The 20,851-nt window shown below is 70.7% G+C and carries 18 protein-coding genes; 5 read left to right on the forward strand and 13 right to left on the reverse strand.

What is annotated here, in order from left to right:
* Nucleotides 1–106 precede the first annotated feature (106 nt).
* The 11 genes from ACFFNX_RS04230 to ACFFNX_RS04280 all read right to left on the reverse strand — a co-directional run bounded on the left by ACFFNX_RS04230 (nt 107) and on the right by ACFFNX_RS04280 (nt 10,294).
* Nucleotides 107–871 (reverse strand): phosphoglyceromutase, encoded by a 765-nt coding sequence (locus tag ACFFNX_RS04230; RefSeq protein WP_378195386.1) that lies wholly within the window; start codon nt 869–871, stop codon nt 107–109.
* Nucleotides 872–873: 2 nt separating this feature from the next.
* Entirely contained in the window at nt 874–1,875 is a 1,002-nt protein-coding gene (locus tag ACFFNX_RS04235) for an ABC transporter substrate-binding protein (RefSeq protein WP_378195389.1), read from the reverse strand.
* Nucleotides 1,876–1,878: 3 nt separating this feature from the next.
* Nucleotides 1,879–2,901, reverse strand: a complete 1,023-nt coding sequence (locus tag ACFFNX_RS04240; protein ID WP_378195392.1) for an amidohydrolase family protein — start codon at nt 2,899–2,901, stop codon at nt 1,879–1,881.
* A gap of 25 nt (nt 2,902–2,926) precedes the next feature.
* On the reverse strand, nt 2,927–3,616 hold the full coding sequence (locus tag ACFFNX_RS04245) for a 4-carboxy-4-hydroxy-2-oxoadipate aldolase/oxaloacetate decarboxylase (protein WP_378195395.1): 690 nt from the start codon (nt 3,614–3,616) through the stop codon (nt 2,927–2,929).
* On the reverse strand, nt 3,613–4,728 hold the full coding sequence (locus ACFFNX_RS04250; RefSeq protein WP_378195397.1) for a zinc-dependent alcohol dehydrogenase: 1,116 nt from the start codon (nt 4,726–4,728) through the stop codon (nt 3,613–3,615). Before ACFFNX_RS04250 ends, ACFFNX_RS04245 begins: the two co-directional genes overlap by 4 nt.
* A gap of 72 nt (nt 4,729–4,800) precedes the next feature.
* Nucleotides 4,801–5,649: an alpha/beta fold hydrolase gene (locus tag ACFFNX_RS04255; protein ID WP_378195400.1), complete on the reverse strand. Its 849-nt coding sequence runs from the start codon at nt 5,647–5,649 to the stop codon at nt 4,801–4,803.
* Nucleotides 5,650–5,723: 74 nt separating this feature from the next.
* Nucleotides 5,724–6,557 (reverse strand): 3-methyl-2-oxobutanoate hydroxymethyltransferase, encoded by an 834-nt coding sequence (locus ACFFNX_RS04260; RefSeq protein WP_378195403.1) that lies wholly within the window; start codon nt 6,555–6,557, stop codon nt 5,724–5,726.
* 72 nt (nt 6,558–6,629) lie between these two features.
* A complete protein-coding gene (locus tag ACFFNX_RS04265) occupies nt 6,630–7,127 on the reverse strand; it encodes a hypothetical protein (protein ID WP_378195405.1) in 498 nt (165 codons plus the stop codon).
* A gap of 1 nt (nt 7,128) precedes the next feature.
* Entirely contained in the window at nt 7,129–8,415 is a 1,287-nt protein-coding gene (locus ACFFNX_RS04270) for an aromatic ring-hydroxylating dioxygenase subunit alpha (protein ID WP_378195408.1), read from the reverse strand.
* A 153-nt stretch (nt 8,416–8,568) separates the two neighbouring features.
* A complete protein-coding gene (locus tag ACFFNX_RS04275; RefSeq protein WP_378195411.1) occupies nt 8,569–8,892 on the reverse strand; it encodes a 2Fe-2S iron-sulfur cluster-binding protein in 324 nt (107 codons plus the stop codon).
* Nucleotides 8,893–9,019: 127 nt separating this feature from the next.
* A complete protein-coding gene (locus ACFFNX_RS04280) occupies nt 9,020–10,294 on the reverse strand; it encodes an NAD(P)/FAD-dependent oxidoreductase (protein ID WP_378195414.1) in 1,275 nt (424 codons plus the stop codon).
* A 1,453-nt stretch (nt 10,295–11,747) separates the two neighbouring features.
* On the opposite strand from ACFFNX_RS04280, the gene phtC reads away from it, so the two are divergent.
* The 5 genes from phtC (at nt 11,748) to ACFFNX_RS04305 (ending at nt 19,025) form a co-directional block, all read left to right on the forward strand.
* Nucleotides 11,748–12,461: a 3,4-dihydroxyphthalate decarboxylase gene (phtC, locus tag ACFFNX_RS04285; RefSeq protein WP_378195417.1), complete on the forward strand. Its 714-nt coding sequence runs from the start codon at nt 11,748–11,750 to the stop codon at nt 12,459–12,461.
* Between the two features lie 1,290 nt (nt 12,462–13,751).
* A complete protein-coding gene (locus ACFFNX_RS04290; protein ID WP_378195420.1) occupies nt 13,752–14,855 on the forward strand; it encodes an ABC transporter substrate-binding protein in 1,104 nt (367 codons plus the stop codon).
* A gap of 58 nt (nt 14,856–14,913) precedes the next feature.
* Entirely contained in the window at nt 14,914–16,665 is a 1,752-nt protein-coding gene (locus tag ACFFNX_RS04295; protein WP_378195423.1) for an ABC transporter permease, read from the forward strand.
* A gap of 18 nt (nt 16,666–16,683) precedes the next feature.
* Nucleotides 16,684–17,889 carry an ABC transporter ATP-binding protein gene (locus ACFFNX_RS04300; RefSeq protein WP_378195426.1) on the forward strand — a complete coding sequence of 402 codons (1,206 nt, stop codon included), beginning with the start codon at nt 16,684–16,686 and terminating at the stop codon, nt 17,887–17,889.
* Nucleotides 17,890–17,939: 50 nt separating this feature from the next.
* Nucleotides 17,940–19,025, forward strand: a complete 1,086-nt coding sequence (locus tag ACFFNX_RS04305; protein WP_378195430.1) for an ornithine cyclodeaminase family protein — start codon at nt 17,940–17,942, stop codon at nt 19,023–19,025.
* Between the two features lie 9 nt (nt 19,026–19,034).
* On the opposite strand, the gene ACFFNX_RS04310 is transcribed toward ACFFNX_RS04305, so the two are convergent.
* Both ACFFNX_RS04310 and ACFFNX_RS04315 read right to left on the reverse strand, forming a co-directional pair.
* Entirely contained in the window at nt 19,035–20,156 is a 1,122-nt protein-coding gene (locus tag ACFFNX_RS04310) for an ABC transporter substrate-binding protein (RefSeq protein ID WP_378195433.1), read from the reverse strand.
* A 93-nt stretch (nt 20,157–20,249) separates the two neighbouring features.
* The coding region (locus ACFFNX_RS04315; protein ID WP_378195436.1) for a thiamine pyrophosphate-dependent enzyme at nt 20,250–20,851 on the reverse strand (602 nt) is incomplete at its 5' end.

Genomic DNA, 20,851 nt, shown 5'->3' on the forward strand with positions numbered 1-20,851 from the left:
GGACGTGACGTCTCGAGCCGGGTCGGCCGGCGAGGTCACGGTCCGGGTGAAGCAATTGGTAGGACCATAAGTCCAATTATGAGTGGATGTCAATATGTCCGGGCTGCTAGGCGCGCCCGTCGTCCCGCTCTCTGCCCTGGTCGGCGACCGCCTGGGCGGCCACCGCGGCGGCCTCCGGATCGAGATAGCGCCCGCCGCGCTCGACCGGCGTCAGGTCCTCGTCGAGGTCGTAGCGCAGGGGAATGCCGGTGGGGATGTTCAGCGCCAGGACCTCCTCCGGGCTCAGGCGGTCCAGGTGCGCGGCCAGCGCGCGCAGCGAGTTGCTGTGCGCCACGACCAGCACCGTCCGCCCGGCGCGCAGGTCGGGCACGATGACGTCGTGCCAGTAGGGCAGCAGGCGGGCGATGACGTCGGCGAGGGACTCGGTCCGCGGCAGGAGGCCGCGGGGGAGCCCGGCGTATCGCGGGTCGCCGGTGACCTGCCACGCGTCGTCGGGCCCGATCGGCGGTGGCGCCGCGTCGTACGACCGGCGCCAGAGCCGGAACTGCTCCGCGCCGTACTCCCGGACGATGGTCGTCTTCTCCCGGCCCTGCAGCGCGCCGTAGTGGCGTTCGTTGAGCCGCCAGTGCCGTCTGGAGGGGACCCAGGACCGGCCGACCGCGTCGAGGACGATGTTTCCGGTGCGCGCCGCACGCGTGAGCAGGGAGGTGTGCACGACGGCCGGCGGCAGCCCGGCCTCGCGCAGCATCCGCCCGGCGCGCCGTGCCTGCTCCTCACCGAAGGGCGTGAGGTCGACGTCGACCCATCCGGTGAACAGGTTCTTGGAGTTCCACTCGCTCTCGCCGTGGCGGAGCAGAAGCAGCGTCGTCACGGTCAGATGACCGCCGACTCTGTCGACTCGGGCGCGAACAGCTCCTCGGGCGTCCACCGCCGCTTGGACAGACCCTGCTCGTGGTGGTAGCGCAGGAAGGTGGCCAGCGTCGCGTGATTGCCGTCCAGCCCGTAGGACCAGAAGTCCTTCCCCATGAGGGCTCGCGCCTCCTCGAGCTGCGGGATCAGCCAGGGGAGCGCGAACCGCAGCGCCGAGGTGTCGTAGAGGTCGGCGTACGCCGCGTCCTTCGCCGCCAGCAGGGCCTTGTAGAGGGACTGGGCGACCCAGCGGTGACGGTCGTAGACGTCGCGGCGGATCACCACCACGTGCATGATCGGGAAGATGCCCGTCGCCGCGTAGTACTCCTTCTCCTCGGCGACGACGTCGGGGAACACGCGGCGTACGCGCGGGTCGCCGGCGACGAACGGGCTCGGCACGCGCGGGGTGCACAGGGCGTCGATCTCGCCGGCGGCCAGCATGGCGGACAGCGTCCTGCCCTCGGGGGCACGGCTGATCCGCAGCGAGTCCGGCAGGTCGACGCCCGCCTTCTCGATACGGCCCGCCGTCTCCTGGCCGCCCGTGACGTAGCCGACCGAGTCGAACGGGACGCCGTGCCGGTCGCCGAGGATGCCGCGCATCCACACGCAGGCGGTGAGCTGGTATTCCGGTGTGCCGACCACCTTGCCCCGCAGGTCCTCCGGCGACGCGATGCCGGCATCGGCGTTGCAGTAGAGCGACCCGTGCCGGAACATGCGGGAGGTGAAGACGGGCAGGGCCACGAACGGCGAGGCGCCGGCGTCGTCGGGACGCAGCGAGAGGACATAGGAGGACAGCGACATCTCCGCCACCTCGAACTCCTGATGCCGCATCATGCGGAAGAACGTCTCCTCGACGGGCAGCCGCAGATAGGTCAGGTCGATGCCGTCGGGGCGGATCGTCTCCTCGGCGAGGGCCCGCGTCCGGTCGTAGTCACCGCAGGCGAAGGTGAGGTGCAGCCTGGCCATCGTCTACCTGCCTTCCGAGGTCAGCCGTGCGTGCAGACGGGGGTAGACCCGCCGGGCGTTGGTCTCGAAGATCTTGTGCCGTTCCTCGTCGGTGAGGTCGGCGTTGTCGATGTAACGCCTGGTGTCGTCCCAGGCGATGCCGGTCTCGGGATCGACGCCGCGGACCGCGCCCAGCATCTCGGAGGCGAACAGGACGTTGTCCGGACCGATGACCTGGTGCAGCAGGTCGATGCCGGGCTGATGGTAGACGCAGGTGTCGAAGAAGACGTTCTTCATGACGTGGTCCGAGGGGTCCGGTCGCCCCATCCGGACGGCGAGGCCCCGGTAGCGCCCCCAGTGGTACGGCACCGCGCCGCCGCCGTGCGGGATGACGAACCGCAGTGTGGGGAAGCGCTCGAACAGGTCCCCCTGGACGAGCTGCATGAACACCGAGGTGTCGGCGTTGAGATAGTGCGCGCCGAGGGTGTGGAAGGCCGGATTGCAGGACGTCGAGACGTGGATCATCGCCGGGACGTCCAGCTCTGCCATCGTCTCGTACAGGGGAAACCAGTACGCGTCGGTGAGCGGCGGAGAGGTCCAGTGCCCGCCGGACGGGTCGGGGTTGAGGTTGCAGCCCACGAAGCCGAGGTCCGTCACGCATCTGCGGAGTTCGGCCGTCGCGTCCTCCAGGGCCCCGCCAGGTGTCTGCGGGAGCTGACAGACGCCGGCGAAGTGCCGCGGGAACAGGCCCACGACCCGGTGGACGAGGTCGTTGCTCACCCTCGCCCAGACGCGCGCGGTCTCCGGGTCGGGCACGTGGTGCTCCATCCCGGCGGCCCGCGGGGAGAAGAGCATCAGGTCGCCGCCCCGCTCGCGCAGCACCTTCAGCTGGTTGTTCTCGACGCTCTCGCGGATGGCGTCGTCGCCGATGGCAGGTGGCGCCGGCGCGGGCAGAGAGGGGTCCGCGATCCGGGCGAGCTGTGCGTCGCGGAACGCCTGCTGCCGCGGCGGGGTCGTGGTGTAGTGCCCGTGGCAGTCGATGATCAACGTGGTCCTCGTTCCTGGCGGCGGTTCACTCGTCCGACGCGCGGTCGACGTACGTCAGCCCCTTGCTCGCGAGGCGTTCGCGCATGGAGTTGACGTCGAGGCCGAGCTCACCGCGTGCGTAGCGCTCGCGGAGCGCCGCCTCCCTGTCCTCCCGGGCCCGCGACGCCGCGAGCACCTCGCCGGCGCGGGGGCGGGGGACGACCACGACCCCGTCGTCGTCCGCGACGATCACGTCTCCCGGCTCGACCCACCGGCCGGCGCAGACCAGGCCGACGTTGACGTCCCCGAGGGTCTCCTTCACCGTCCCGAACGCGCAGATGTGCCGCGCCCACACGGGGAAGCTCATGCGGTGGAGCTCCGCGACGTCGCGGCAGCCGGCGTCGATGACCAGCCCCCGGACCCCGCGAGCGGCGACCGAGGTGGCGAGGAGCTCGCCGAAGTAACCGGCCTCGGAGGGGGACGTGGGCGCGACCACGAGGACGTCGCCCTCCCGGCACTGTTCCACCGCGACGTGGATCATCCAGTTGTCCCCCGGCGGCACGCTCACCGTCACCGCGGTGCCCGCGATGTGCGCGCCGGGGTAGATGGGGCGCAGGGCGGGCGCGAGCAGGCCGGTCCGTCCCTGGGCCTCGTGGATGGTGGCCACGCCGTACCGGCCGAGGGCGTCGACCGTCGCCCGGTCCGTGCGCCGCGGGTCGCGGACGACGACGCTCATGCCTGCGCCCAGGGCAGCAGGGAGACGTGGATGACGTCCGCGGCGCCCTCACCGCCGACGGTCCGGATGGCGCGGTCGGCGTCTTGCAGGCCGAAGGAGTGAGTGCTCAGCTTCTCCAGCGGGAACCGTCCGGAGGCGAGCTGTTCGAGGGCGAGCTCGCAGGCGCGGTAGCCATGGCCCCGCGCGCTCTTGAGGGCGATGGACTTCTCGGTGAGCTTCTTGAGGGGGAAGTCGGGGAAGGCGGCCAGCTCGCCCTGGACGACCATGGTGCCCTCGCGGCGTTTGAGCGCGTCGATGCCGAGCAGGACCGGGGCGGTGCCGGCGCCGGCCGTGCAGTCCAGCACGACGTCGACGCCCCGGCCGGCGGTGATCTCCAGTACTCGCTGGAGGGGGTCCTCCCGCGCGACGTCGATGACGTGGTCGGCGCCGAGCTCCTCGGCGAGGGCGAGCCGTGCGGCGTCGCGCGTCGTCCCGGTGACGATGATGAGGGAGGCGCCGGCCTGCTTGCAGGCGACGACCTGGGAGAGTCCCTGCTGCCCGGGACCCTGGATGAGGACCGTGGAGGCGTAGCCGACGCCCGCGGTGACCAGGGCCCACTCGATGCCGTTCGACAGCGGCGTCACCAGGCCCGCGAGCTCGGCCGAGACACCGTCGGGGACGCGATGCGTCACCGAGTTCCAGGGCAGGTAGAGGTACTGGGAGAAGCCGCCCCAGAGGCGGAAGGGGTTGTCCGCGGAGGTGTAGCCGTAGCGCCGGGCGTCGGGGTTGGTGCGCCAGTCGGTCGCCTCGCAGTGGCGGTACTCGCCCCGGTGGCACCATTCGCAGCGGAAGCAGCCGACGTAGTGCTCGACGAAGACGCGATCGCCCTCCACCAGCCCCTTGCGCTCGGCGAAGGTCCGCCCCGCCTTCGCGATGACGCCGACGTTCTCGTGGCCCATGATCACCGGGTCGGTGAACGGCGGTTTGGCGTACATCTTGACGTCCGTGCCGCAGATCCCGGCGACCTCGACCTTGAGCAGGGCGCCGTCATCGGGGATGTCCGGCATCGGAAACTCGCGTAGTTCGGTCCTGCCCGGACCGGTCCTGACCGCGGCCAGCACCTGCTCCGCCATGCCGTCTCTCCTTGTCTTCGCGCCCGTCAGGGGCACGTTACCCCGTGGACTGATGGACTGACCAAGACGTCTCTAGACGTCGTTCAGGAACCGCAGCACCCGGGCGGGCGCCGTGGACTCGGTCTGCTCGGCCACCGGGACGTCCCAGTACTCCGAGCGGGGGAGGCACTCCTGGAGGTACCGGGCGGCCGAGGGCGCGTGCGAGTCGTCCTGACCGGGGACCACGAGCGCGGGGACGTCGAGCGTCAGCAGGTCCTCGGGCTCCGGTCCGGGAACGGTGTCGCGGTCGAACATCGACCGCGCCATGCCGCCGACCAGCACGCGGTAGCGATCCGCGTCCGTCCGCGCGTACCTCTCGGCGAACGCCGGATCGCCGCGGAGCACGGGTGCCCAGGGGCCCACCCGAGGGTCCGCGGAGAAACCTCTGTCCGTGCTCCTCGCGAGCTCCACCACCTGCTCCAGGCCGTGCTCGTCGGCGTAGGCCAGGTGGCGGGCGAACCGGGCATGCTGCTTCATGCGGTACTTCACCCCGCCCGCGGGGGAGTACAGCACCATGCTCAGCACCCGCTCCGGCCGGGCCACCGCCATGGCCGCGACGGTCGAGCAGCCCACGCAGCCGCCCAGCAGATGCGCCTGTGCGATGCCCAGATGGTCGAGCAGCCCCACGCCCTGCGCGACGTAGTCGGCCCAGGAGACGCGTTCCAGCCGGCCACCGGACCGGCCCGACTCCCGCCGGTCGAAGGTGACGCAGGTGTACTTCTCGCCGAGATGGTCGAGCAGGCGCAGGCGCCGGTAGACGCCCACCGTCCGCCAGCCCTCCAGGGTCGAGTCGAACCCTCCGGGAGAGAACATCAGCAGCGGCGGCCCGGAGCCGGCCATCTCATAACGGGTGGCGATTCCGTCGACGACGGCGGTGGGCATGAGCGTGGCTCCTGGTCGTGGGCGGCCTGGTCGTGGGCGGGCCGGTGGTGGGCGGGCCGGTGGTGGGCGGGCGGTCAGGGTGCGGGTGGGACGGGAATGCCGCCGGCGACCTGCCGTGCGGCGCGTACGTCCTCGGCGTAGGTCGTGATCGCGGCGAGTGTCGTCCGCGCGACGTTCGCGTACGTGTCCGGAGGGTCGTCGATGGCCGACGCGGCATAGCCGATGGCGGCGTGCGCCATGCGCATCCGGCCGTCGAGCCACGGGCCGCCGCCGAAGCCGCCGACGACCGGAACGGAGACGGCCCGGGCGACGGCGGCGCCCACGACCGGCCCGGAGTTGGTGAAGTTGAGCAGCACGGCGCCCGCGTCCTCCAGCCTCCTGGCCTCGGCGACGAGCGCGTCCTGCATCTCCACCGGCACCTGGTCGGCGCTGGAGGGGATCGCGTTGTACTCGACTCCGTACCGCAGCGCGGTCTGCGGCGTGATCCCGAACTGCGCGAACACCGGGATGCCCGCTCGCGTGATCGCCGTGACGGAGTCGAGGAAGTCCGAGGCCCCGTCCAGCTTGACCATGTCGACGCCGGCCTCCTTGACGAACCGGATGGCGGCGCGCACGGCGCTGTCCGTGCCCTCCTGGAGCGGGCCGAAGGGGAAGTCGGCGCTGAGCAGGGCCCGGCCGACGCCTCGGCGCACGGCCCGCGTGACCAGGATCATCTCCTCCATCGTGACCTCGAACGGGTTGGCGTGCCCCCACAGGTTCACGCCCACCGTGTCGCCGACCGAGACGATGTCCACGCCGGCCCGATCGACGATGCGGGCGATCTGGTAGTCCCACGCCACCACGCCGACGATCTTGCGGCCGTCCTCCTTCATCCGCTGCAGGGCACGCAGGCTGATCTTTTCGGACATCGCGCTGCCGGTCTCCTCCATCGTCGTGGGCCGGGCGTTCGCTCGCCCCTGCCTCCGTCCCCCGTTCGTTCGCTAGACCCTCAGGGCCGTGAGCAGTTCGAAGACATCGCTCTCGTCCGCCGACAGCAGCAGCACCCGGGCGTACGGCCGGAGGGCGGCGACCGCGTCCTCCGCCTCGAAGCCGTCGCCGAGCACCAGCCCCGCCGTCATGACGGCGCGCGCGCCGCAGCTCTTGCCGATGGCCGCGGCCTGCGCGCGCCCCGAGTCATCCGTCGCGATGACGACCACCACGTCGGTGCCGGTCAGGGCGTCCGCCAGCGTCGTCGACGTCGTGCCGTCGAGCCCGCGCAGCAGGACGCCGTCCTCACCGGTCCCAGACGTGACCTCGCACGTGTAGAAGCCGGCGGCCGCCCACGGTCCCTCCGCGATGCGCCGGGCGACCGTGGCCGCCCTCGGGTCCAGGGCGATGACGCGCGCGTTCCTGGCGGGCCTGATCGGCGCGGTGATCCGGTAACGGGCCTCACGCGCGGACGCCGCACGGGCGGATTCGCTCGGGTAGATCGTCGGCATCTCAGACCGACGCCTGCGGAACGCCGGGCGTGGCCTTGACCGCGTCGCGGCAGGAGTCCAGGAACGACTCGGCCTGCGGCAGCACGACCGCCGCCGAGCGCACCCGGTGGTGCTCGGGGTTCACACCGGGGGGCGTCACGCCCTCGTCCCGCAGCGCGACCACGGCCTTGCGCAGCTTCTGGCGGGCCTTGATGATCCCGCTGTCGGCCGGGACCAGCCGCTCCTTCGTACGGTCCACGATCGGCCCCATGCTCTCCTGCAGCGAGGCGTCCTGCATGGCGATGCCCGCCACGCCGGAGTAGGTATCCCCGCGCTTCTGGGCCTCGCGGTCGATCAGGTAGTCGTTGTCCATGTTGGCCACGGGCCGGTAGGTCCCGGGAATGTTCTTGCTGTGCACCCCGTGGCCGTCGATCATGGCCTGGCGCTCCTGGGGGGCCAGAGAACGGACCGGGTGGTAGTCGAAGGAGTACGTCCAGCAGTTGTGGTCGTCGATCGGCACCCAGAAGTGACCGTGAATCGGGTGGTCGCCGCGCGGCGGCACCATCGTGAAGGCCGGCATCACCCACGGCGTGATCCGCCAGTAGTAGCTGCCCTCTTCGGCGTTGCGGCGGGCGCCGACGAACAGCCCGCCCTCGCTGTCGGCGACCTCGAAGAACGGCTTGGTGTCCTTCATGTTGTACTCGTTGCCCTTGGCGCCCTTGAACAGCGGATCGCTCTTGAGGCCGCCGGAGTGCAGGAACGTCACGTGACTGGAGTCGATGCCGCCCTCGAACGCCTGCAGCCAGTTGCACTGCTGCCACCGTTTGGAGGTGTAGGTCTGTTCCGGGGCGACGTGCAGGAACTCATACTCCGGAAGGTCCGGCCGGTTCGCCGGGTCGCCCATGTGGGTCCACAGGACGTCGCCGACCTTGACCAGCGGGTACGCGGTCAGCTTCACGTTCTCGCAGAAGCTGCTGTTGTCCGCCTCGGAGGGCACCTCCACGCACTGGCCGGTGACGTCGTACTTCCAGCCGTGGTACGGGCAGCGCAGGCCGGAACCCTCGTTGCGGCCGAACCACAGCGAGGCGCCGCGGTGGGCGCAGAACTCGTCGACGAGGCCGTAGCGACCTTCGCTGTCGCGGAAGGCGACCATGCGTTCGGACAGGAGCTTCACACGTACCGGCGGTGAGTCGTTCTCCGGCAGTTCCTCGGCCAGCAGCGCGGGGATCCAGTACTGCCGGAACAGGTCGCCCATCGGCGTCCCGGGGCCGGTCTGTGTCAAGAGCTCGTTGATGTCCTGCCTAAGCACGGCCGTTTCCCTTCACGTGATGGAGCGTCACTGGAATGACGGGTTCGCGATGGCGGTCGCCGGTCGTACCGGGCGACCGGCGTCTCCCTCGATCGGTCACGTGGCCTCCTGCGTCGGCGGAGTGATCCGGCGGGCCTCCCTCGCCTCGCCCGGTCACGGCTGCTCCGGCGGGATCTCCACGGTCAGGCCGTCGAGGGCCGCCGTGACGCGGATCTGGCAGGAGAGACGGCTGGTGTCGCGTCGCTCCGAGACGCCCATGTCGAGCAGGTCCTCCTCCATGTCGCCCGGAGGTCCCACCGCCGGCGCGAACTCCTCGGCCACCCATACGTGGCAGGTGGCGCAGGAGCAGTTGCCGCCGCACTCGGCGACGATCCCGGGGACGCCGTTCTTGACCGCGGTCCCCATGACCGTGTCACCGACCGCCGCGTCGACGGCGTACTCGCGACCGGCGCTGTCGATGTAGATCACTTTGGCCACAACGCCCCTGTCCTCCCGCGGTCGTTCTGCTCCGTCTGCCGGGTGCACATGCCGGTGTGCCGTGCCCTGTCTTTTGGTATGTCCATTAGACCAGATGCTGTCAGAGGGTACAAGCGGCCCACCGCGCCTAGGCCTCTGCCTGCTGTGCCGTGGCGGCCGGGTCGCCGATGAGGTCCTTCAGCGGGACCGCGGGATCGCCGGCGCGGTCCGGGGTGATGGTCGCTCCCCGGCCGAGCGCCTTGCGCACCGCCATGTAGTCGGCCGGCCGGTTGACGGCGTCGATGGCCAGCAGGCGATTCCGCCGGTAGTAGAGGACCGAGAAGCTCTCGTCGTCGGGGTCACCGCGTACGACCTGGTCGTCGTGGCCCGCCGACAGGCCGGCGATCTGGAGCCTGAGATCGCCCTGGTAGGACCAGAACCACGGCACCGGCGTCGCGCCGTTCGGCCGCCCGACGAGCGTCGAGGCCGCGACCTGGGCCTGGGCCACGGCGTTCTGGACCGACTCCAGGCGTACCCGGCCCTGCCCCGTCATCGGGTGCGGCTGCACGGTGCAGTCGCCGGCGGCGACGACCGCGGGATCGCTGGTGCGGGCGTGGGCGTCGACGACGATGCCCTGGTCGCACGCGAGCCCCAGTTGCTCGGCGAGCTCGGTGCGCGGCAGTACGCCGATCCCGACCAGGACCAGGTCGGCGGGTAGTCGCGTTCCGTCGGAGAGCTCGACGGCGGTCACCTGACCCCGCTCACCCTCGAAACCGGTCACGCCGGCGGACAGCCGGACGTCGATGCCGCGCCGCCGATGCGCGCGGCGGTAGAACTCCGAGACGACCGGGCCCACGGCCCGCGCCATCAACCGGTCCGCGGCCTCGACCACCGTGACGGACGGGCCGGCGGCGCGCGCCGCCGACGCCACCTCCAGGCCGATGAATCCGCCACCGACGACGATCACGTTCGTGGCGGTCGCGAGCCGTGCCCGCAGGTCCACGGCGTCGTCGTGGTCACGCAGATAACAGATCCCGCCCAGGTGCGCGCCGGGTACGGGGAGCCGCCGGGCGTCCGCTCCCACGGTCAAGGCCAGCCGGTCGAAGGGCAGCTCGCGCCCGCTCGCGGTCGTCGCGACGCCGGAGCCCGCCGGGCCCGACGCGGACAGGCTGACTCCGGTCACCCGTTCACCGCACACCAGGTCGATTCCGGAGTCGGCGTAGAAGCCGGGTGCGCGGAACGCCAGCGACTCCAGGTCCGCCCGGCCGGCGAGGAACTCCTTGGAAAGGGGCGGTCGCTGGTACGGCGGACGTGTCTCCTCACCGACCAGGACGATCGGTGAGGTGTCGCCGAGCTGCCGTAGCGACACGGCCAGCTGCACGCCGGCCTGGCTGCCGCCGACGATCAGTGTTCCCTCACTCATTCCGGTCTCCGGGCGCGGCTCCGGAACGGCTGCGTGAGTCGAGGCCGCCCGGCCGTCGGAGTCCTCGGAGTCCGCCATGGGCGACGCGACTGGTCCCTGCGTGACATGGGGTCCTCTCGCTCATAGGGCTTAATGTTATACCATTATACCCTTCAGGGTCAGAGTGTTGCTCTGGGCGGGAAGTGGGGGCGCCCATCCGGCAAGGGCGCGCTCCCTGTGACCTCGGCAGGGACGGTTCGGTCGAGGCTCGGCCGTCGCCCTGCGCTCCACCTGAAACCGACCTCGGTGTGGCGTGAGGTGGGGGTTCGGTGGTCCGTGCCGGGCCTGCGCGCTGTGCGTCGATGCGGTTCGGCGCGCATCGCGAGGAAGGGAGGGGTTCGTTGGTCCGCAGGGGGCGCCGGGTTTGGTCGTCCATGCCTCCGGTCGAGGCTCGGGGGCCGTGGCCCAGGGCTGCATCTGGAACCAGTCGGGCGCTGCGGTGGTGCGTGTGATGCGGGGCTTCGGCCGTCCGTGCCTCGGGTCGAGGTTCGGGGGCTGTCGCTCTGGGCTCCTCCTGGAGCTGGCCGGGGGCTTCGGCGGGTGTGGCGTGGGGGTTCGGTTGCCCGCGCCTCGGGCCGAGGCCTGGAGGCCATCGGCTTGCGTTCCGCGTGGAGGCGGCCAGGTGCTTCGGTCGGGGCATGGTGCGGGGGTTTTTGTGCCGGGCCCGCGCGCTGTGTGTCGATGCGGTTCGGTGTGCCCGCAGGGGGAGGCGGGGGCTCGTTGGTCCGCGTCGAGGGGGCGTGAGGGTTGGCCATTCGGGCGTTCGGTTCGAGGCTCGGAGGTGTCGCCTTGCGTTCCGTCTGGAACCGGCCAGGCGTTTCGGCGGGGCGTGAATGTCCGTGCCGGGCTCGCGTGCTGTGTATCGATGCGGCTTGGCATGTTCGTGGGGGGACTCATCGATCCTCGGCGAGGCCGGCCGTTCCGCCTCGCGCCGGTCTGGTGTGTCGGCGCGGCGGGAGGGGTGGAATTCGTCCGCCCGTGCCGGGCTCGGCCGGCGTGTGGTCATGCGAGGCGGCGGGCGTGTCGCTCGCCCGCTCGTACGTGGCGGCGTCGTGTTCGGGAGGGAAGGGGGCGCGGCCCGCGGAGAACCCCCGCTGTCACCGTGGCTCCGTGCGGCCGGTGAGGTTCCGCGGGCGGACGGCGGTGGCCGTGGGGTGCGCTCCTGGTGAGCGCGAATGCGGGGGTCCCTCCACTGTCGCCTCCATCGGGTGCGCGGTGAGACGGTCCGGTTGTCGCCATGGCATGCTGAGGTACGGGGTGTAAGGTATGTTGGTCTGACCTTATCTCCTTACTGGGCCCAGTGGGAAGGTGTGGACGTCCCGCTGCCGGGATGCCCGGCCCGACGGGCGGCCGGGGCACTTCCGGTGCCGGAACGGGAAGGCCTGCGGCGGAGCACGGAGAGGACGAACCGCACATGACCGATCCGCGCGCGACGGTGGCCCAGGCCTGCCGGATCCTCGCGATGGAGGGGCTCGTCGAGGGTGTGCTGGGGCACGTCAGCGTACGGGCCGGCGAGAACCGGATGCTGATCCGCTGCCGGGGCCGCGACGAGCGCGGGTTGATGTTCACCGACGAGCGGGACGTCCGGCAGACCGATCTCGACGGCGCCCTCACCGGCGCGGCGGAGGGCTACGCCGTGCCCAATGAGCTGCCGATCCACGGTGAGGTGCTGCGCGCCCGCCCCGAGGTGAACGCGGTCGTGCACGCCCACCCACCGGCGGTACTGCTGTGCGGTGTGGCCGGACTCGAGCTACGACCGGTCTTCGGCGCGTACAACATCCCGGCGATGCGCATGGCCCTTGAGGGCGTCCCGGTCTACCGGCGTTCGGTGCTCATCCGCCGCCCCGACCTCGCCCACGAGATGATCGCCGCGATGGGAGACCGCCCGGTCTGCGTACTGAAGGGGCACGGCATCACCGTCACGGGCGCGAGCGTGGAAGAGGCCGTAGTACGGGCCGTCAACCTGAACGCCCTGGCGACGATCACACTGGACCTGGCCCGGCTGAACGCCCGCCCAGAGGACCTCCCGGATGACGACGTCGCCGAACTGCCCGACCTCGGCTCGGCCTTCAACGACCTGTCGGTCTGGCGATACCTCGTGGCAAAGGCCCACTCCCACGGCATGTGACGGCCACGCGCGAAGTCCCGATGAAAACGGAACTCTACGAGTCGGGGTGTGGTCGGGGGTCTTGGCTTCCGCGAGGCCGGTGATGGAGAGCTCCGGCAGGCCGGTGATGAGGTGCCCGTGGCGGGGGTCTTTTCGTAAGGCTGGCGATAGGGGGCTCTGCGGTGACCGGTGATGGGCGATTCGTTCCCTGATCGCGTCCCGGGTCGGTGATTGCGGAGCTTCGTGTTCCGGCCAGGCAAGGGCGATGGCCGTACGGCCGGGTCGTCGGCCACCGTGCCGGTGACCGTGCACGGGAGAACGCCTCGGTGTTGTTGGTGATCCGCCGAGGTCGGGCCCGTGGCGTGAGAGGGGCGGCGGAGCGTAGCCACCCCGGCGACGTTCGCGCTGCTTGACGAGGGGTTCGCCGGGCGCTGGGGGCCGAGGGAGCCGGATCGCCGTTCGGCGGCATGCTGATCGACCCTCTGGGGGGGAGCGTGGGCGTTCCTGGTCAACGCTCTACAGGTCCTCGGCCACACGATGACCACGGCGGCGCGAGCGTCTGGCGTGGGCGTCGACGAACGGGCCCTGGAGTGCGGGCGGGGCAACGCTCAGGTCACCGGCTGCGGCCCGTCGCGGGCATCTGGTGGAGGGCGAGCATCGGCGATGTAGCGCCGCCGGTGATCCCAGGGCGTCGAATCCACCGCTCGTGCCGCTTCGCCGTCGGTCGGGGCCGGGCCGGTGGCGAAGCGGCCCCGGTAGGCCGCCCGCAGGCCCCGGCAGGTCGCGGTCGGTGCGGGAACCGTCCGCCGTACGAGGTGTCCCACCGGGCGGTGAAACGCCCTCGTCATACCGGTCATCGACGGTCTGATGGTTGCTTTCGGACGGTAGATGCTGCTAAGCCGCTGTTTCGGGCGTATTTCTTACTGGTAACCCTTGTAATGGTATTACCTTCAAACCATAATGGCCGAACCGGCGGACGCAGGGAGAACGGCCTTCGGGGCAAGGCGGCCCGGTGGGTCCGTCGAGTACGGAGCCGCGTGAGCGGCTGAAGGCGGCCGGAGGCGAATCGCGTGAAACAGGTCGGTGCCGGGGTCGGAGTGGTCGGTGGACCCGCCGTGATGGCCGGACACCGGACGGTCTCGGGCGAGAACGCCTCGGCCGGTCCGGCGGTGCCGACGGCGTCGTCAGGCCGCGTTCGCAGTCCGCATGCGTGAGGGGAGACACCGTGCGCAGGGGCTGTTCCCGGATGTCGGCTCCCACCCAGCAGTCAAACCATTCGTCCGATCGGGGGGACGACAAAGGAGGGGACCGATGAGGCCCTCTGTTCGGCCCGGCCGCGCGACCGCGCTCGCTCTCACCGCCGTTCTGCTCGCCGGCTGCGGCGGCGCGCCGACCGCCTCCGGCGGTGGCGCCGGCGGCGGCAAGGACAGCGCGGCGTTCGCCAAGTACGCCGCCATGCCCGACGACCAGCTCATCTCCGCCGCGAAGAAGGAGGGCTCGGTCGTCATCTACGCGTCGAACAGCTCCATTCAGGAGAACGCCGCGGCCTTCGAGAAGCAGTACGGCATCAAGGTCAAGACCTACCGAGCCGACTCCGAGGAGGTGCTGCAGCGGGTGCTGCAGGAGGCGGGTGCCGGCAAGCTGCCCGCCGACCTCGTCGACACCAACGGCGGCGAACTGCTCGCCATGGCCGCCAAGAGCGTGCTCGCCGACTACGACAACAAGCAGGTCACCGCCCAGCTCAGACCCGGCTCCGTACACCCGGGATGGGTGGCGACCCGCTACGACGCGTTCACCGTCGCCTGGAACACGAGCAAGATCAAGTCGCCGCCGACGAGCTACCAGGACCTCATCGACTCTCGGTTCAAGGGGCAGATCGAACTCGAGCCCGACGACTGGGACTGGTATCTCGGCCTGCACAGCTACTTCACGAGCCGGCTGCACTGGACCACCCAGCAGGCCGACGCCTTCTTCACCAGGCTCGCGGCCAACGCGAAGGTGGTGAAGGGCCACACCGTCCAGGCGCAGTTGCTGGACTCCGGGCAGGTCGGCATCGCACCCGACAGCTACAAGCACCTGATCGACGAGGACCACTTCGACAAGGGCGCCCCGGTGGTCTGGCAGCCCGTCGTCCAGCCGGTCCTGTACCGCCCCAACGGCATCGGGCTGACGAGGACGGCCCCGCACCCGGCCGCCGCCGCGCTCTACATGAAGTGGTCGCTGACCGACGGGCAGCAGCTGTTCCCCAAGCAGTACCGCGTCCCCGCCAACCTCTCGGTCACCACCAAGAACCCCATTCCGGCCGGAACGAAGATCTATGACATTCCGCTCGACCAGATGACGAACGACAGCGCCAAGTGGAGTGAGGCGTGGCAGAAGCTGCTTCAGGGCGCGCCCACCGCCGGCAAGGGCTGATCTCCGTCGCCTCGCTCCGGAAGCGGGCGAGCAGACGGTCCGATGTGAGGAGTCCTCGATGACCACAACCACTCCCGTTCGCCCGTCGCCGGAGGTTCCGCGGCTGCCGGACGGTACGCGCGCCGGCCGGCTGAGGCGGGCGCGCGACGCGGTACTGACCCCGCGTACCGCGATCGTCGGGATCTGTGCCGTCGTCGTCGGCTATCTCGCGATCGTGCCGCTGTACTACCTGCTGTGGGGCACGTTCTTCGACGAGCACGGCTTCACGCTGAAGGGCTTCGGCGAGGCGTTCGGGAAGGGCAGCCTCGCCGGGCCGATGCTCCTCAACTCCATCGAGTTCGCCCTCGGGTCGGCGGTCTTCGCGCTGCTCCTGGGGGCGGCTCTGGCCTGGGTTCAGGTACGTACCGACGCGCCGCTCAAGGGACTCTTCTTCGCGGCGTCGCTGGTGCCCCTCATCATCCCGGCGATGCTGTACGCCATCGCGTGGATCTTCCTCGCCGACCCGCACACCGGTGTGATCAACAGGGTGTTCGGCACCGAGGTGCTCAACGTGTTCTCGATGCCCGGGATGATCTGGGTGCAGGGGCTGCACCTGTCGCCGATCGCGTTCCTGCTGATGGTCGCGGCCTTTCGCGCGATGGATCCGTCGCTGGAGGAGGCCGCGCTGATGTCCGGCGCCTCCCGTCGCGCGACGCTGCGCCGGGTGACCGCGCCGCTCCTGCGTCCCGCGATCATCGCGTCCGTGGTGCTGGTGTTCGTGCAGTCGATGGAGAGCTTCGAGGTGCCCGCCATCATCGGGCTCCAGGCGAAGATCTACGTGTTCACCAGCCGCATCTACAACGTCCTGCAGATCTATCCGATCGACTACCGCGAGGCGGGCGCGCTGGCCGTGGTCCTGCTGGCCATCGCCGCGTTCGCGGTCCTGCTGTCGAGCTGGCTGTCGCGGCACGCGTCGCGGTACCAGACCATCACCGGAAAGGGCTTCCGGCCGCGTCCGATCGCCCTGGGGCGCGCCCGGCCGTTCGTCGGCGCGGCGGTCATCATCTACTTCTTCGTCACGGCGGTGCTCCCCGTCGGCGTACTGCTGTGGGCCAGCCTGCTGCCGTACTACCAGGCGCCGTCCGGCAAGGCGGTCAGCTCGGTCACGCTGCACAACTACAGCACCGTCCTGCACATGCCGCTGGCGCTCACCGCGTTCCGCAACTCGGTGCTCCTCGGGCTCGGGGCCGCCACCGGCGTGATGTTCCTGACCGCGGTGGTCGCGTGGCTCATCGTGCGGACCCGGGTGCCCGGCCGCCGCGTGCTCGACGTGCTCGCCTCGACCCCGCTGGTCATCCCGGGCCTGGTGATGGGCCTGGCGGTGCTGTTCGTCTACCTGCGCTCGCCGCTTCCCATCTACGGCACCCTGTGGATCCTGCTGATCTCCTACGCGACCCGCTACCTGCCGTACGGGATGCGGTACTCGGTGACCGCCATGGCGCAGATGAACAGCGAGCTCGAGGAGTCGGCGCTGGTGTGCGGGGCGACCTGGTGGCAGAGCTTCCGGCGCATCCTCATGCCGCTCATGAGCTCGGGAATCCTCGCGGGATGGGTCTACATCCTCGTGGTGTCGTTCCGCGAGCTGTCCAGCACGGTCCTGCTGTACAGCCCCGGCAAGGAGGTCCTGTCGGTGCTCCTGTGGGAGCAGTTCAACAACGGCAACTTCACCGTCGTCGCGGCGATCGGTGTCCTGATGGTGGTCACCCTCATGCTGCTCGTCGGTATCGCGTACCGAGTCGGCCTGCGCTTCGGCGCCGGCACCGACTCCTGACGGAAGGACGGTTGGGCCATGCTGGTCGTAGACGATCTGGTGAAGACCTTCGACGGTTCCGGGCGGCGGGCGAGATCCGCGGACGACACCCGGGTCCTGGCCGTCGACGGCGTGAGCTTCGACGTGCAGGACGGTGAGCTGTTCACCCTCCTCGGCCCGTCGGGCTGCGGCAAGACGACGACACTCCGCTCCATCGCCGGCCTCGAACGGCCGGACGGGGGGCACATCGCGCTCGGCGACCGTGTGTTCTTCGACGGCAAGCGCAAGATCAACACCCCGGCCAACAGCCGCCGCCTCGGCATGGTCTTCCAGTCGTACGCGATCTGGCCGCACATGTCGGTGTTCGACAACGCGGCCTTCCCGGTGACCGTGCTCCCACGCGGCCGGCGGCCCTCGCGGACGCAGCTCCGCGAGCGCGTCATGCGCGTGCTGGAGGTGACCGACCTGGCGGCGATGGCCGATCGCGCCGCCACGAAACTGTCCGGCGGTCAGCAGCAGCGCCTCGCCCTCGCGCGGGCGCTCGTCGGCGAACCGGACCTGATGCTGCTCGACGAGCCGCTGTCGAACCTCGACGCCAAGCTGCGGGAGGCCATGCGCTTCGAGCTGAAACGGCTTCAGCGCGAGCTCGGCCTGACCGCGATCTACGTCACCCACGACCAGGCCGAGGCGCTGGCGATGTCGAGCCGGATCGCGGTCGTGAACGAGGGCAAGATCGTCCAGGTGGGCAAGCCGCGCGAGATCTACGAGCGGCCGGCCAGTGAGTTCGTCGCGACCTTCGTGGGCGTCACCAACCTGCTCCGCGGCACCGTCGCCGCCGTCGACGCGGCGGACGGCTCCTGCCGGGTCGACACTCCGGACCTCAGCGTCTGGGGAGTGATGACGGGGTCCCCGCTCCAGGTCGGAGACGACGCTGCGGTCTCCATCCGGCCCGAGTGCGTCCAGCTCGACACCGACGGCGCCCGGGCGGACGGTTCGTCCGATGTCCGGAACGAGTTCTCCGGCGAGGTCGGCACGCGAGCCTTCCTCGGTGACTCCGTGGACCACGTGATCGCCATCGGCAAGCAGGAGATCCGGAACCGCTCCAACCCGGCCCAGTCGATCGCGCCGGGGAACCGGGTGGTCCTCCGCATCGACCACACGCGCGTCGCCGTCGTCCCGCCGACGGACCGGAGGCCGGCCCCGGCCGGCGCGGCGGCGGCCGAGACGCCCGGCGACGCCGGGTAACAGGAGCGACCGGACGGCTCGGCACCCGAAGATCTCGGAAAGGGCGTGGCATGCGGCTGCTGGACAACGACGACGTCAGGTCGGTGCTGGACATGCGGGGGACCATCAGGGCCCTCCGGCGAGCGTACGACGACCTGCGCGATGGCGAGGCGACCTATGTGCCGCGCATCGACATGTTCGCCCCGACCGGGCGCCCCGACGACTACTACCAGTGGGGGAGCATGGCCGGGGTGAGCACGTCGTACGGGATCGCGGCGGTGCGGATCAAGTCGGACGTGGTGTCCTGGCAGGGCGGCACCCATGAGAAGTACTGCGTGCGGCCCGGCCGGTACTGCGGGCTCATCCTGTGCTTCCGCGTGACCGACGGCGCCCCGCTGGCCATCGTCCAGGACGGTTACCTGCAGCACATGCGCGTCGGCGGGGCGGCCGGGATCGGCACCGACGCGCTGGCGCGTACCGACGCCGCCACGCTCGGGGTCCTCGGCTCGGGCGGCATGGCATGGACCTTCGTCGAGGCGATCGCGCAGGTCCGCGAGCTGGAATCGGTCCGCGTCCACAGCCCGACACCGGAGCACCGTACGGTGTTCGCCGGCCGGATCCGCTCCGAGCTCGGCGTCGACGCCGTCGCGGTCGAGCACGCCGAGGAGGCCGTCCGCGGCATGGCGATCGTCGCGACCGCCACCGACTCCATGTCGCCCACGTTCGACCCCGCGTGGCTCCGGCCCGGCGCGCACGTCGTCTGCGTCACCCGCCGCGAGCTCGGCGACGCGCTGCTCGACCACGCCGACGTCGTGACACAGCTCGGGATCCACACCGTGCCCCACGGCGCCGACGTGCCGATGATGGAGTGGAAGGCCGGGGCGATCGCCTCGTACGTCGCCGGCCGCCCGGAGGACCGGCGGCGCATCCCCGCGGGCCGGGTGCCCGAGAGGGGCGCCTGGCCGACACTGCTGGACCTGGAGACCGGCCGTGTGCCGGGGCGCCGGAGCGACGACGACGTGACGGTCTTCGTCACCACCGGCACCCAGGGCCTGCAGTTCGCGTCCGTGGCCGGCCACGTGCTGGAGCGGGCCGAGAAGGCGGAACTCGGCCGGCGGTTGCCGGCCGAGTGGTTCCTCCAGGACATCAGGGACTGAGGGGACCGGTCACTTCAGCTTCGGCGCGCCGCTGATCAGCCGGTCCCACTCGTCCGCCCACTTCTTCTGCTGGGCCTCGTACCCCTTCGTGTCGTAGGGCACGACGTTCAGGCCCTTGGTCGTCGTGTCCCCGGGGACCTTGGTCGCCGGCGTCAGCCCCTCGCCGACGAGCACCTTCTGGCCGTCGCTGAGCAGCCAGTCCTCGAAGAGCCAGGCGGCCGCGGGGTGCTTGGCCGCGGCGGTCACCGCCACGCCGTTCGGCCGCGCGAAGGCCGGCACCGGGTTGGAGCCGCTGGAACCCACGGCGGTCACCGGAGCGCCCTTCTTCGCGACCACGGTGTACTCGTAGCTGTAGTTGTCGGCGTTGAGCGCGGTCTGGCCGGCGGCCAGCAGGTCCGCCACCGTGATGTGGCCGTTGACGATCTTGGCGTTACCGACGATCTTCTGCCACAGCTGCGCGATCTCCTGGTCGCTCTTGCCGTGGTCCTTCCACCACTTGGTGACGTTCTCGTACCAGTCGTCGTCGCTCTGCTCGATCGAGATCTTGCCCTTGAACCGTGAGTCGGCGAGGTCCTCCCACGACTTCGGCAGGTCGCTCTCGGGCATGAGCTTGGTGTTCCAGCCGTCGATGAGGATGTTGAGACGGGAGGCGATCCAACCGTCGTAGTGGTACTCGTTCGGGATCTGTTTTCCGGCCGTGCCCTCGTAGGGGCCGAAGACCTTCTTGCCGCCCAGGGCGTCCATCTCGGAGAAGTTGCTCTCGACGACGTCCGCGCCGAGCCGGTTCGCCGACGCCTCCTGCAGCGTGCGCTGCAGGACGTCCTCGGAGTGCCCGCGGTAGGTCGACACCTTGATTCCGGTCTGCTTGGTGAACTCGGCCGTGATCCGGTCGGCGATGTCGGCGTTCATCGAGGTGTACATCGACAGGGTGCCGCCCGCGGCCTTCGCCTCCTTCACCGCCTCGGCGCGCGCCTGGTCCTTCGGCAGGCCGTTGAGCTTCTGGTACGTGGCGGCCGCGGCCTTCCCGCCCGGGCCGGATCCGATCTCAGAATCCTGCGCGGGCGTGCCGCCACAGGCGGCCAGCGCCAGGCCCAGCGTCACCAGGCCCGCGGTCATCGTCGGTTTCCTCATCCGTCTCGCCTCCATGGTGGAACCGGATCGCCGCTTCGGCTCGGTTCGGACGCGTCGAGGGCCGGGCGGCGTGCCGGCACCTCGCCGTCCCGGTCAGTGGCGTGCCGTCCGCACGTGGACGACGGCCACCGCACCGTCCACCGCGTCGGCCGTCGCGGCCCGCAGGACCGCCGGCAGCTTCTCCGGGTCCTCGACGGTGCCGTGTGCGGCGCACCCGTACGACGCCGCCAGCCCGGCGATGTCGATGGCCGGGTCACCGATGCGCATGCCGATCCAGGAGTTCTCCTCCGGCCGGCCGCGGTGTCGCGCGACGTGTGCCTGGTGGGGCTCGTCGTTGTAGAACGAGCTGTTGTCGTTGACCACGACGAGCATCGGGATCTTGTAGTGCGTCGCGGTCCACAGCGCGCCGGAGGCCATGAGCAGGTCGCCGTCACCGACGATCGCGACGCCGAGCTGACCGCGGTCGCGCGCGGCGAGCGCGCCGCCCACCATCGCTCCGGGACCGTAGCCGACGCCTCCGCCCCCGGAGTGCCCGAGGTACTCGCCGGCGCCGCCGAACTCCCACACGCCGGCCGGCCAGCTCCGCGTGTTCCGCAGCGTCAGCAGCCGGTCGGCGTCGCGGACCGCGGCCCACGTCTCGGCCACCAGGCGTCCCGGCCAGATCGGCGTGTCCGACCAGCGGGCGCGCAGCTCGG

It is taken from the genome of Actinoallomurus acaciae (assembly GCF_042429965.1).
Taxonomy (GTDB): Bacteria; Actinomycetota; Actinomycetes; order Streptosporangiales; family Streptosporangiaceae; genus Actinoallomurus; species Actinoallomurus acaciae.

Excerpts from the sequence above, each read along its gene's own strand:
- ACFFNX_RS04255 (WP_378195400.1), bottom strand. The coding sequence starts at position 5,649 with ATGCCCACCGCCGTCGTCGACGGAATCGCCACCCGTTATGAGATGGCC.
- phtC (WP_378195417.1), top strand. The coding sequence starts at position 11,748 with ATGACCGATCCGCGCGCGACGGTGGCCCAGGCCTGCCGGATCCTCGCG.
- ACFFNX_RS04280 (WP_378195414.1), bottom strand. The coding sequence starts at position 10,294 with ATGAGTGAGGGAACACTGATCGTCGGCGGCAGCCAGGCCGGCGTGCAG.
- ACFFNX_RS04300 (WP_378195426.1), top strand. The coding sequence starts at position 16,684 with ATGCTGGTCGTAGACGATCTGGTGAAGACCTTCGACGGTTCCGGGCGG.
- ACFFNX_RS04250 (WP_378195397.1), bottom strand. The coding sequence starts at position 4,728 with ATGGCGGAGCAGGTGCTGGCCGCGGTCAGGACCGGTCCGGGCAGGACC.
- ACFFNX_RS04305 (WP_378195430.1), top strand. The coding sequence starts at position 17,940 with ATGCGGCTGCTGGACAACGACGACGTCAGGTCGGTGCTGGACATGCGG.
- ACFFNX_RS04235 (WP_378195389.1), bottom strand. The coding sequence starts at position 1,875 with ATGGCCAGGCTGCACCTCACCTTCGCCTGCGGTGACTACGACCGGACG.
- ACFFNX_RS04290 (WP_378195420.1), top strand. The coding sequence starts at position 13,752 with ATGAGGCCCTCTGTTCGGCCCGGCCGCGCGACCGCGCTCGCTCTCACC.
- ACFFNX_RS04265 (WP_378195405.1), bottom strand. The coding sequence starts at position 7,127 with ATGCCGACGATCTACCCGAGCGAATCCGCCCGTGCGGCGTCCGCGCGT.
- ACFFNX_RS04260 (WP_378195403.1), bottom strand. The coding sequence starts at position 6,557 with ATGTCCGAAAAGATCAGCCTGCGTGCCCTGCAGCGGATGAAGGAGGAC.
- ACFFNX_RS04295 (WP_378195423.1), top strand. The coding sequence starts at position 14,914 with ATGACCACAACCACTCCCGTTCGCCCGTCGCCGGAGGTTCCGCGGCTG.
- ACFFNX_RS04245 (WP_378195395.1), bottom strand. The coding sequence starts at position 3,616 with ATGAGCGTCGTCGTCCGCGACCCGCGGCGCACGGACCGGGCGACGGTC.
- ACFFNX_RS04310 (WP_378195433.1), bottom strand. The coding sequence starts at position 20,156 with ATGAGGAAACCGACGATGACCGCGGGCCTGGTGACGCTGGGCCTGGCG.